General features: G+C 71.3%; 9 protein-coding genes. 5 read left to right on the top strand and 4 right to left on the bottom strand.

Annotation, left to right across the window (positions count from 1 at the left end; genetic code table 11):
* Positions 1-155: 155 nt before the first annotated feature.
* The gene (locus WAT24_RS01930) at positions 156-947 is read right to left on the bottom strand and encodes an AMP nucleosidase (protein ID WP_336806119.1); all 792 of its coding nucleotides are present in this window, start codon (positions 945-947) and stop codon (positions 156-158) included.
* Between the two features lie 223 nt (positions 948-1,170).
* Here WAT24_RS01930 and WAT24_RS01925 point away from each other — a divergent pair, with 223 nt between their 5' ends.
* Positions 1,171-2,112: a DegV family protein gene (locus WAT24_RS01925; RefSeq protein ID WP_336806118.1), complete on the top strand. Its 942-nt coding sequence runs from the start codon at positions 1,171-1,173 to the stop codon at positions 2,110-2,112.
* Positions 2,113-2,151: 39 nt separating this feature from the next.
* Positions 2,152-2,826 carry a DUF4124 domain-containing protein gene (locus WAT24_RS01920; protein WP_336806117.1) on the top strand — a complete coding sequence of 225 codons (675 nt, stop codon included), beginning with the start codon at positions 2,152-2,154 and terminating at the stop codon, positions 2,824-2,826.
* A gap of 105 nt (positions 2,827-2,931) precedes the next feature.
* Here WAT24_RS01920 and WAT24_RS01915 read toward each other — a convergent pair whose 3' ends face one another.
* Positions 2,932-3,714 carry an SDR family oxidoreductase gene (locus WAT24_RS01915; protein ID WP_336806116.1) on the bottom strand — a complete coding sequence of 261 codons (783 nt, stop codon included), beginning with the start codon at positions 3,712-3,714 and terminating at the stop codon, positions 2,932-2,934.
* 78 nt (positions 3,715-3,792) lie between these two features.
* Between WAT24_RS01915 and WAT24_RS01910 the strand changes: the two genes are divergently transcribed.
* On the top strand, positions 3,793-4,002 hold the full coding sequence (locus tag WAT24_RS01910) for a hypothetical protein (protein WP_336806115.1): 210 nt from the start codon (positions 3,793-3,795) through the stop codon (positions 4,000-4,002).
* A 99-nt stretch (positions 4,003-4,101) separates the two neighbouring features.
* Here WAT24_RS01910 and sppA read toward each other — a convergent pair whose 3' ends face one another.
* Together sppA and WAT24_RS01900 are read right to left on the bottom strand one after the other, a co-directional pair.
* Positions 4,102-5,979, bottom strand: a complete 1,878-nt coding sequence (gene sppA / locus WAT24_RS01905; RefSeq protein ID WP_336806114.1) for a signal peptide peptidase SppA — start codon at positions 5,977-5,979, stop codon at positions 4,102-4,104.
* 10 nt (positions 5,980-5,989) lie between these two features.
* The gene (locus WAT24_RS01900; protein ID WP_336806113.1) at positions 5,990-7,405 is read right to left on the bottom strand and encodes an MATE family efflux transporter; all 1,416 of its coding nucleotides are present in this window, start codon (positions 7,403-7,405) and stop codon (positions 5,990-5,992) included.
* A gap of 107 nt (positions 7,406-7,512) precedes the next feature.
* Between WAT24_RS01900 and WAT24_RS01895 the strand changes: the two genes are divergently transcribed.
* Together WAT24_RS01895 and WAT24_RS01890 are read left to right on the top strand one after the other, a co-directional pair.
* On the top strand, positions 7,513-8,706 hold the full coding sequence (locus WAT24_RS01895) for a DUF3667 domain-containing protein (RefSeq protein WP_336806111.1): 1,194 nt from the start codon (positions 7,513-7,515) through the stop codon (positions 8,704-8,706).
* 361 nt (positions 8,707-9,067) lie between these two features.
* Positions 9,068-11,233: a primosomal protein N' gene (locus WAT24_RS01890; RefSeq protein WP_336806110.1), complete on the top strand. Its 2,166-nt coding sequence runs from the start codon at positions 9,068-9,070 to the stop codon at positions 11,231-11,233.
* Positions 11,234-11,374: the final 141 nt, after the last annotated feature.

Genomic DNA, 11,374 nt, shown 5'->3' with positions numbered 1-11,374 from the left:
GCGACGGAAGGGCCGGGGCCGACACGCGCGGGGATCGGATGAGCGAAACCTTGCCGTGGCGGCAGTCATGCGCCGGTGAAAGATGCGCGATGCGGATGCAATGTGCGGCGCAGCTTCCTGCGATCGGCGGCGCCCGCGCGGGGCGCCGCCTGCGGTCACTCGCCCTCGAACTCGTCCTCGAAGCGCAGGTGCTTGACGCTGCGGCCGTTACGCCGGACCAGCTTCAGCGCCTCGATGCCGACGCGGATGTGGGCTTCCACGTAACGCTCGGTGACGGTACGGTCGCTCGCCTCGGTCTTGACCCCCTCGGGGATCATCGGCTGGTCGGACACCAGCAGCAGCGCACCACACGGGATGCGGTTGGCGAAACCGGCGGCGAAGATGGTGGCGGTCTCCATGTCCACCGCCATGCAGCGGGTGCGGCGCAGGTAGTCCTTGAACGCCTCGTCGTGCTCCCACACGCGACGGTTGGTGGTGTAGACGGTGCCGGTCCAGTAGTCATGGCCGAGGTCGCGGATCATCGTGGACACCGCGCGCTGCAGCTGGAAGGCGGGCAGCGCCGGCACCTCCGGCAGCAGGTAGTCGCTGGAGGTGCCCTCGCCGCGGATCGCGGCGATCGGCAGTACCAGGTCGCCGAGCTGGTTCTTCTTCTTGAGCCCGCCGCACTTGCCCAGGAACAGCACGGCCTTGGGCGCGACGGCGCTCAGCAGGTCCATCACGGTGGCGGCATTGGGGCTGCCCATGCCGAAGTTGATCAGGGTGATGCCGTCGGCGGTGGCATTCGGCATGGGCCGGTCACGGCCCCTGACCTCGACGCCGTGCCATTGCGCGAACAGTTCCACGTACAGGCCGAAGTTGGTCAGCAGCACGTGCTGGCCGAACTGCTCCAGCGGCGTGCCGGTGTAGCGCGGCAGCCAGTTGGAGACGATCTCTTGCTTGTCTTTCATCGGGTGTCTCGGTAACGCGCCGCAGGCCGCGGCACGCGCGCCGGCGACGCCACGCCGGCAGGAGCCCATTCGAGTCGCGGCATTGTAGACGGCAGCCGCGCGGCCGTCACTCAAGCACCTCCCCGGCCCGCCGATAACCCCGGACGTGGCGCAGCATGACGGCGATCACGGTGTGCACTCGCGTGTTATGTTGGGCACGTCGTTGATCAGGGGGAATGACGCGATGCGGATGGGGCTGGCGATCGACGCGTCCTGCGACCTGCCGCAGGCGTTCCTGCAGGAGCACGGGATCGCGGTGATGCCGATCACCGTGAGGCTGGACGGCGGGGTGTTCAAGGACGAGCGCGATCCGCAGGAAATCGAACGCTTCCTGCGCATGAAGCTGGCCGCCACCCACGCGGCCGAGACCGAGCCCTGCCCGGTGGAAGACGTGCAGCGGCTGTTCCTGGAGCGGCTGGTGCTGGAGCGGGACTGCGTGTTCTGCCTGACCATCACCGCCACGCGCAGCCCGATCCACGAACACGTGCTCAAGGCGAGCTTCGCGATCCTGCGGCAGTACCGGGAGGTGCGCGAGCGCGCCGGCGTGCCCGGGCCGTTCCTGATGCGTGTGGTCGACACGCGCAACGTGTTCGCCGGCGAGGGCCCGGCCGTGTTCGAGGCGGCCCGGCTGATCCGCGCTGGCGAGACGCCGCAAGCGATCCGCGAGCGGCTGGGCGAGGTGGCCAACCACACCTACGCCTACATGCTGCCGCGCGACCTGCACCACCTGCGCAACCGCACCAAGAAGAAGGGCGACCGCAGCGTGAGCCTGTTCAGCGCGGTGGTCGGCACGGCACTGGACATCAAGCCGCTGCTGCGCTGCTTCCGCGGCGAGACCGGCCCGGTCGGCAAGGTGCGTGGCTTCGAGCACGGCGCCGAGACGCTGTTCGGCTACGCCGCCCGACGCGTGCGCGCCGGACTGATGGTGCCGGTGGTCTGCGTCAGCTATGGCGGCGACCTGGCCGAACTCGCCCGGCTGCCCGGCTACGACGGGCTGCGCGCGGCCTGCGAGGAGACCGGCGTGACGCTGCTGGAGGCGCCGATGAGCATCACCGGCATGGTCAACGTGGGCGAAGGCGCGGTCACGCTGGGCTTCGCAGCCGAGGAGCACGAGGCGGACTTCTAGCGGCGCGCCGGTTCACGCGGCTGCGCCTAGAATCACCACATGAACCGCCGGCTGACCATCGTGCTCCTGCTGGGTCTGGCCACGTGCGGGCTGCTCGCACCCACCGCGCCCGCGGCGGCGACCGCGGTCTACGCGTGCACCGGCGCCGACGGCCGCACGGTGTTCCAGGACAAGCCCTGCCGCCGCGACCAGCACCAGCGCGTGCTCGACCTGCCCGACGCGCCGGTAGCGTCGCCGCCGCCGGCTGCTGCCGCGACGCCTGCGGCACCTGCCGCCCCCGAGGCACCCCAGGTGCCACCCGCACCCGCCCCGCCGACTGCGCCGCTGCCGGTGCTGTACACCTGCGTGCGCGCCACCGACGGCACCACCTACCTGAGCGGGAACGGCGCCCCCCCGCCGTATCAAGCGCCTTACGGCGTGCTCGGCGCCGAGCAGTTGCCGTTGTCGGAGGTGTACGGCCCCGACCGCGGTGGCGCCGGCATCTCCGCGCCGGAGGCCAACCGCGGCCGCGTCACCTCCGGCATGGTGGCGGACAACTACGTATGGGTGCAGGACTCGTGCCGCGAGCTGGGCATCGAGGAGACCTGCCGCGCCCTGCGGGACGCCTACGACGAGAACGAGCGCAAGCTGCGCAACGCCTTCCGGAGCCAGCGCCCACCGCTGGAACGGCGCGAGGCGCAACTGCAGGCCCAACTGGCCAGCTGCGGCAGCTGACGCCCGGGAGCGCGCTGGCCCGCGATGCCGTTGTCCCTTGCCTTCGATGCATGCGCAGGAGCATCGCGAGCAAACCGCTGCCAGGGGAGGCACGAGACCCGGCGGTCAGAAGCCGTAGCTGAGGAAGCCGCCGTCCACCGCCAGCACCTGGCCGGTGATGTAGCCGGCGGCCGGCAGGCACAGGAATGCCACGGCCGCGGCCACCTCCTCCGGTTCGCCGATGCGCCGCAGCGGGGTGTGCTCGAGCACTTCCTCCAGGTAGTCCGGGTCGGCGAGCGCCGGTTCCGAGCGCTGCGTGCGGATGTACCAGGGCGCGACCGCGTTGACGCGGATGCCGTCGACCGCCCATTCCACCGCCAGGTTGCGCGTGAGCTGGTGCAGCGCGGCCTTGCTCATGCCGTAGGGGGCGCCGGTGCGTACGTGCACGACGCCCGAGACCGAACCCACGTTCACGATCGCCGCGTTGCCGTGCTCGGCCAGGTGGGGGTGGGCCAGCCGGCACATCTCGAAGGCGCTGAACAGGTTCTGCTCGAAGATCGCGCGGTAGCCCGCGCTGTCATAGGCGAGCGTGGCGTCGGGCGCGTTGCCGCCGGCGTTGTTGACCAGCAGCGAGACGGGGGCGTCGAGGTCGGCGATCCAGTCGAACACCGCCAGCCGCTCCTCCTGCTCGGCCAGGTCGGCGGCGAAGGCCAGGACCTCGCGTCCGGGCAGGTCCTCGGCCAGCTCGGCGCGCACCTGCTCCAGGTGCACCTCGTCGCGCGCCACCAGCAGCAGGTCGGCGCCCAGTCCGCCCAGCTCGCGCGCGACCGCCAGGCCGATGCCCTTGCTGGCGCCGGTGACCAGGGCGGTGTGTCCGTGGAGCTGCCAGGCGTCGGTGCGCAGATTCATGGGCGTCAAGCTTAGCCGAAGGCCTTGCCGGCATGGCACGGCGGCGGGAGACTGCAACCGTGTCCGGAGGGAAGCGCCATGAAACCGTTGTTGCTACTCGCCTGCCTGCTCGCGCTCGCCGCCTGCTCGAACAAGGCCCCCGAGCCGCAGGCCGCCGCCGCACAGGCGCGCACCGCGACGCCGTGGGACGACCTGAAGAAGGACGAGCAACAGGCCAGGGACGTGCAGAAGGTGGTCGACGACCAGGCCAAGCAGCAGCAGAAGGCGCTGGAAGCGGCCGAACAGTAGCCCCGCCTGGCCGTAGAAGCGAGCTTGCCGGCGATGCCTTGCTCCGACCTCAGGGCAGAAGCACCGCGAGCAAGCTCGCTCCTACTGGTGGAGGCGTCCTCAGCGCGGAGCGCAGAAGCAATACGCGTACACGTTCGGCCGGCCAGCCTGGGCGTGGCGCAGCAGCTTCAGCTCCGGCGCGAACGGCGGCAGTTCGGCCAGCCAGGCCGGCAGGCGCAGGCCGTAGCCCTGCGCCAGCTGCACCAGCGCGCTCTGGTTCATGCCGAGCAGGAATTGCTCGAAGCCGCCCAGTGGCGCTTCCACGTAGTGCACCCTGTAATCCTTGCCCAGGCGGGCCAGCGCTGCGGCCTGATCGAGCGCGACATCGAGACCGCCGAGCTGGTCGACCAAGCCGCGCTCGAGCGCCTGCCGGCCGGTCCACACGCGGCCCTGCGCGATCGCGTCGATCGCCTCGAAGCTCCTGCCGCGCGCCTGGGCCACCTTGCCGACGAAATCGCGGTAGCCCTTGTCGATGATCGCCTGGATCACCGCGCCCGCCCTGGGATCGAGCGGTCGGGTGATGTCGAAGGCGCCGGCCATCGGCCCGGTGCCGACACCGTCGCTGTGGATGCCGAGCTTGCCCAGCGCGCCCGGCACCGCGTAGTACATGCCGAAGATGCCGATCGACCCGGTGATGGTGTTCGGATCGGCGACGATGCGGTTGGCGTTCATCGCGATCCAGTAGCCGCCGCTGGCCGCGACGTTGCCCATCGAGACCACCACCGGGATGCCGGCCTTGCCGGTCAGTTCCACCTCGCGGCGGATCTGCTCGGCGGCGTACACCTCGCCGCCCGGCGAATTGATGCGCAACACCAGCGCCCTGGTGCGGCGGTCCTGCCGCGCGGCACGGATCAGCGCGGCGGTCGACTCGCCGCCCACGCTGCCCTGCGGCTGCTTGCCGCCGACGATCTCGCCCTCGGCCACCACCACGGCCACGCCCGGATCGAAGATGCCGCCCCGGTCCAGGGTGGCCACGTAGCGCTCCAACCCGACCTGGCGGAAGCCCTCCTCCGGCTTGTCGCCGGCCGGCACGCCGGCCTTGCGCATCATGGCGACCAGTTGCGCGCGGGTGGCGGTGCCATCGATGAGGCGTTCGTCCCGCGCCAGCCGGGCCAGGTCGCCGCCGGTGCGGGTGATGTTCTGCGGCAGCTCGTCGATGTCGGCGCGGAACGCCGCCGGATCGAGCTGGCGCAGCTTCGCCACCTCGTCGATGTACTCGTCCCACAGGCCGCCCATCCAGAAGCGGTCGGCGGCCTTGGAGTCTTCCGAGGCGTGATCGAGGATGTAGGGCTCGGCGGCGCTCTTGTAGCGGCCGACGCGGAACAGGTGCACGTCCACGCCGAGCTTGTCCAGCAGGTCCTTGTAGAACAGCCGGTAGTTCGCCAGGCCGGTGATCAGCAGCCCGCCCTGCGGGTCGAGCAGGATGCGGTCGGCGTGCGCGGCCAGGTAGTACTGACCCTGGTCGAGGTTCACGCCCCACACGATCACCGGCTTGCCGCCGGCCCGGAAGCGGTCGAGCGCGGCGCCGACCTCGCGCAGCGCGGCGAAGCCGCCGCCGCGCAGCTGGTCCGGCAACAGCAGGATGCGGCTGATACGCGGGTCCCTGGCCGCCGCGTCGATGGCGCCGACCAGGTCGCGCATCTGCACCTGCCTCGGCGGCTCGCCGGAGAGGCCCTGCAGCGCGCGTTGCAGCGGCTCGATGCTGTACTGCTCGACCAGCTCGCCCTTCGGCTCGATGACCAGCACGCTGCCGTCCTTCACCGTGTGCGCCAGCCGGCTGCCGGCCACGCCGCCGACGATCAGCAGCAGCACCAGGAACAGCAGCGCGAAGAACACCAGGTTGAGGATGATCAGCCGCACCACGTTGAAGCCGCGGCCGATCACGCGGAGAAAGGCCCAGAATCCGTTCGGGCGGCGCAGGGGCGGCGGCGTGCTCATCGGAACGTCCTCACAAGTGATCGTTCAGCGTAACCGCTTGCGCATGCACCGTCATGTCGTCCGGCGGCGGCACGGCGCGCCAGCGGTGCCGCCACGCGCTGCGCCAGAAGCGCACGAACAGCAGCACGGCGGCCACGGTCAGCCCGGCCACCAGACCCATCCACATGCCGCGCGCCCCCAGGCCGTGGCGGAACGCCAGCCACCAGCCCAGCGGCATGCCCACGCCCCAGTAGGCGAACAGGGTGATCGCCATCGGCACGCGGGTGTCCTTGAGGCCGCGCAGCGCGCCGTTGGAGGCCACCTGGATGCCGTCGGAGAACTGGAACACCCCGGCCAGCACCAGCAGCTGCGCGGCCAGCCCGATCACCGTGGCGTTGCCCGTGTAGAGCGAGGCGATGGCGTGCGGCAGGCCCAGCATCAGCCCGGCCGAGACCAGCTGGGTCACCAGGGTGAGCCCGATCCCGCAGAAGCCGGCATAGCGTACGCCGCGGGCGTCGTTGCGCCCCACCGCATTGCCGACCCGCACGGTGATTGCCATCGCCACCCCGAGCGGGATCATGAAGAACACCGAGGCCACGTTGATCGCCACCTGGTGGCTGGCCACCACGTCCTCGCCCATGGTGCCGATCAGCAGGGCCGTGGCGACGAAAAGGCCCGCCTCGGCCAGAAGGGTCACCGCCATCGGCAGGCCGATGTGCGCCAGCGCGCCGATCCGCCGCCAGTGCGGCCACTCGAAGCGCCCGAACAGGTCCAGGCCACGGTAGTTGCGGTGGCACAGCACGTAGACCAGGAAGCCGAGCATCTCCAGCCACAGCACCGTGGCGGTGGCGATGCCGCAGCCGCGAGCGCCCTGCGGCGGCAGGCCCAGCTTGCCGAACATGAACACGTAGCCCAGCGGCGCCAGCACGGCCAGGCCACCCAGGCTGAACATCATCGAGGGGCGGGTCAGCGACAGGCCCTCGGACAATCCGCGCAGGGTGAAGTAGCAGGCCAGCGCCGGCGCACCCCAGCTGATCGCCTGCAGGAACTCGCCGACGTCGCGGCGCAGGCTGGGCGTCACCCCGATCAGCCGCACCAGCGGCTCGGCATGACGTACCCCGAACCACAACAGCACGCCCAGCATCAGGGCCAGCCACAGCGCCTGGCGGAACACCGCGCCGACTTCGTGGCGGCGGCCGGCGCCGTCGAGCTGGGCCACCGACGGCGGCACCGCCATCATCACGCCGATGCCGCTGACGATGGCCAGCGACCACACGCTGGTGCCCACCGCCACGGCGCCGAGCACGTGGGCGCTGAAATGGCCCGAAAGCAGCGCATCGACCACGTTGGTGCCCACCGCGGCGAGCTGCGCCGCCACCAGCGGCAGGGCCAGGCGCACGGTGGCGCCGACCTCGTGCACGACGCGCGCGCGGTCGATGGTCTGCATAAGCTCGGCGTTCCGGCAGCGGGGCGGGCCATTCTAGCCCAGCCCACGGGGGTGCCCGGGGCGACGGGCCTGTGCCAAGATCGCGCGCTTTCACAGGGGCCGCCCGCATGAACGAGCTGACCGAAGCCGGCAAACTGCAGTGCGCCAACTGCGCCACGCCGCTGGAAGGCGAGTACTGCCATCACTGCGGCCAGTCGGTGCACAGCGTGCTCAAGCCCGTGCATCACATGCTCGAGGACGGCATGGACATGTTCCTGCACGTGGACGGGCGCATCTTCCACACGGTGCCGCCGCTGTTCACCCGGCCCGGCTTCCTCACCATGGAGTACTTCGCCGGCCGGCGGCAGCGCTACGTGGCGCCGTTCCGGTTGATGTTCGTGCTGTGCCTGCTGGCCTTCTTCGCCTTCCACCTGATGGTCGACTGGGGCGTGGAGCGGGCCGAAACCAACACGCAGAAGGCGCAGCTGACGGTCAAGGGCGATGCCTTCGCCGACGACGACTCCCCCCGGGAGGTTCGCGACGACCTCAGGGACCGCCTGCGGGGACTGGCCGTCGCCAGACACACCATGCCCGCCGGCATGGCCGGCGTGCTGGACAGCAACGAGCGCACGCTGCGCCGGCTCGCCGACGAGCGGCTTGCCGCCCTGGGGGCCGCACCGCTGCCGGCCGACTTCGGCCCGACGGCGCCCGCCGCGGCGACCTCGACCGCGGCTGCCACGGCTCCCGCTGCCACGCCTGCGGACGAGGATCTCCCCAGCGTCAGCGTGTCCTGGTTCCCCGAGTTCTTGAACCGGCGCCTCACGGTCGTGCTCCGCAACGTGCAGTCGAACTTGCACGATGCGTTCGACAGGGAAGCCCCCCCGGAGAAGCGCCACGAGGTGCGGACCCGGATGATCGCCGGCATCTTCGGCCTGCTGCCGCAGGCCATGGTGGTGATGATCCCGATATTCGCCCTGCTGCTGAAGCTGTTCTACCTGTTCAGGCGCCGGCTCTACATGGAACACCTGATCGTGGCGCTGCACAGCCACGCGTTCCTGTTCCTCGCGCTGCTGCTGTTCGGCCTGCTCGGCCTGCTGGCGGTCTGGCTGGAGCCGCATGCGGCCTGGGCAGGCGCGGTCGTGGGTCGCGTCGCACAGGCCGTGCTGCTGTGGATGCCGGTCTACCTGCTGCTGATGCAGAAGCGCGTCTACCGCCAGGGCTGGGCGATGACCCTGTTCAAATACTGGTGCGTGGGCTGGTGCTACTTCTGGCTGCTGCTGGGGGTGCTCGCTACCGCCGCCGTGCTCGGCATGGGTCATTGAGCCTGTGCACGGGCGAAAAAATGTCCGCGGCAGCGGTTTTGCACAGCACCATGGGCCTGTCAAGCCCGCCTCGCAGGGGATGAGCAGAGTGTGAACGGCGTCTCGCACGGACTTGCAACCCTTTGATTCTGCGAAGCTAAATTTGCTGCTTATTTTTTGCTCAGGCCGTGCCGGAGGCCTTCGTGACAGGCCTTTGACGCGGCTCTCCCCGGCCCGTCCACAGACTTATCCACAGCCTTTGTGGATAAGGGAAATTTCCGCCGGGACAGAGCCACTTAGGCACGATTCCTAGATGACAGGGCAGCACCCGCCGGTACGCCTGCGGAGCTGCGGGCTACACTGGCCCGCCCACGAGGTCGCCATGCCCGCCGTCGTCCGCGTCGCCCTGCCGGTTCCGCTCGCCCGCCTGTTCGATTACCTGCCGCCCGCCGGCGGCGTGACGGTCGGCAGCCGCGTGCTGGTGCCGTTCGGGCGCAAGAAGATGGTCGGGGTGGTGGTGGCCGCTGGGGTCGAGGCCGAGGTGGCGGGCGCGCGCCTGAAAAGCGTGCTGCGCGTGCTGGACCAAGCGCCGCTGCTGGACGCCGAGCTCATGCAGACCCTGGCCTGGGCGGCCGACTACTGGCTGGCCGCCCCCGGCGAAGCCTACGCCAACGCCCTGCCCCTGGCGCTGCGCGAAGCGCGGCCCCTGCCGGCGACCTCCGAGCCCCGCTGGGCGATCACCACGGCGGGGCGAAGCGCACGCGATGCCGGCAGCCGCCGCGGCGCCAGCCGGGCCCTGCTGGACGCCCTCGCCGAACTCCCGCTGGGCGCGGCCGACCTGGATGTCCGGCTGCCCGGCTGGCGCGCCGCCGCCCGCCGGCTGCTGGCGGCGGGACTGGTCGAGCAGCGTGCCACCGTGCCGGCCGCCGCGGCACCCGCCTCCGCCCCGCCATTGAGCGGCGAACAGCAGGCCGCCGTGGATGCGGTGGCCGGCGCGTTCGGCCGCTTCCAGCCGTTCCTGCTCGACGGCGTGACCGGCAGCGGCAAGACCGAGGTCTACCTCGCGCTGATCGCGCAGGCACTGGCCAGCGGCAGGCAGGTCCTGCTGCTGGTGCCGGAGATCGGCCTGGCGCCGCAGACCGTGCGCCGCCTGCGCGATCGCCTCGGGGTACCGGTGGAAGTGATCCATTCCAACCTGGCCGAGGGCGAGCGTGCCCGCGCCTGGCTGCGCGCACGCAACGGCGAGGCGCGGGTGGTGCTGGGCACGCGCTCGGCGGTGTTCACGCCGCTGCCGCAGGCCGGCCTGATCGTGGTGGACGAGGAACACGACGGCGCCTACAAGCAGCAGGAGGGGTTCCGCTACCACGCGAGGGACCTGGCGCTGGTGCGTGGGCGGGCGCTGGGCGTGCCGGTGCTGCTCGGTTCGGCCACACCGTCCCTCGAGTCGCTGGCCAATGTGGAGGCCGGCCGCTATCGCGCGCTGCACCTGCGGGCCCGCCCGAGTGCGGTGCACCCGCCGCAGGTGCGGATCGTGGACATGCGCGCGCAGCGGCTGGACCACGGCCTGTCGCCCGCCCTGCTGGCGGCGGTCGACGAGACGGTCGCCCGCGGCGAACAGGCGCTGGTGTTCCGCAACCGCCGCGGCTACGCGCCGGTGCTGCTCTGCCACGCCTGCGGCTGGCACGCCGAGTGCCCCCGCTGCGAGCGGCCGCTCACCCTGCATGCGCAACGGCGCGCGCTGGTCTGCCACCACTGCGACCGCAACGCGGCGATCCCACCGGCCTGCCCGGCCTGCGGCGACGCCGAGCTCAAGCCGCAGGGCCAGGGCACCGAGCGGCTGGAGGAAGCGCTGGCCGCACGCTTCCCGCTGGTCCCGGTGCTGCGCATCGACCGGGAAACCACCCGCCGCCGCGATGCTTTCGAGCAACTGCTGGAAGGACTGCGCGAGGACGCCCCCGCGATCCTGGTCGGCACGCAGATGCTGGCCAAGGGCCACGACCTGCCCAACCTCACCCTGGTCGCCATCGTCGGCGTGGACGAGGGCCTGCACAGCCTCGACTTCCGTGCCGGCGAGCGGCTGGCGCAACTGGTGGTGCAGGTGGCCGGGCGGGCCGGCCGCGCGCGCAAGCCCGGCCGGGTGCTGCTGCAGACCCATCACCCCGAGCATCCGCTGCTGCGCGGGCTGCTCGCGCACGGCTACGCTGCGGCGGCACAGGCGCTGCTCGCCGAACGCCGCCAGGCGACGCTGCCGCCCTACGCCCACCAGGTGCTGCTGCGCGTGGAAGCCCATCAGCGCGTCACGGTCGACGCCTTCCTGGCCGAAGCCTACGCCGCGTTGCCCGTCGACCCGGCACTGCGCGTCGCCGGCCCGATGCCGGCGCCGATGCCGCTGCGCGCCGGCCGGCACCGTGGGCAATTGCTGCTCGAGGCCGACACCCGCGGCCCGTTGCACGCGGTGTTGCGTGCCTGGCAGCAGGCGCTGGCCGGACTGCCGTCGACGCGGCGCGTGCGCTGGTCGCTGGACGTCGACCCGATCGATCTCTACTAGGTGCCCCGCCGCCCCCGTGGGAGCGAGCTTGCCCGCAATGCCCTGCTTTTCGGGAGCGGAAACCGGAGCGAGGAACCAGAGCTTCGCGAGCGAGCTCGCTCCGACAGGGCCGCCTGTCGATGCGTGGGATAATTGCCGACG

This window comes from Fulvimonas yonginensis (assembly GCF_037137055.1).
Classification (GTDB): domain Bacteria; phylum Pseudomonadota; class Gammaproteobacteria; order Xanthomonadales; family Rhodanobacteraceae; genus Frateuria_A; species Frateuria_A yonginensis.
Note: the sequence above shows the minus strand (reverse complement) of the source record. Positions and strands in the feature narration are given on the sequence as shown.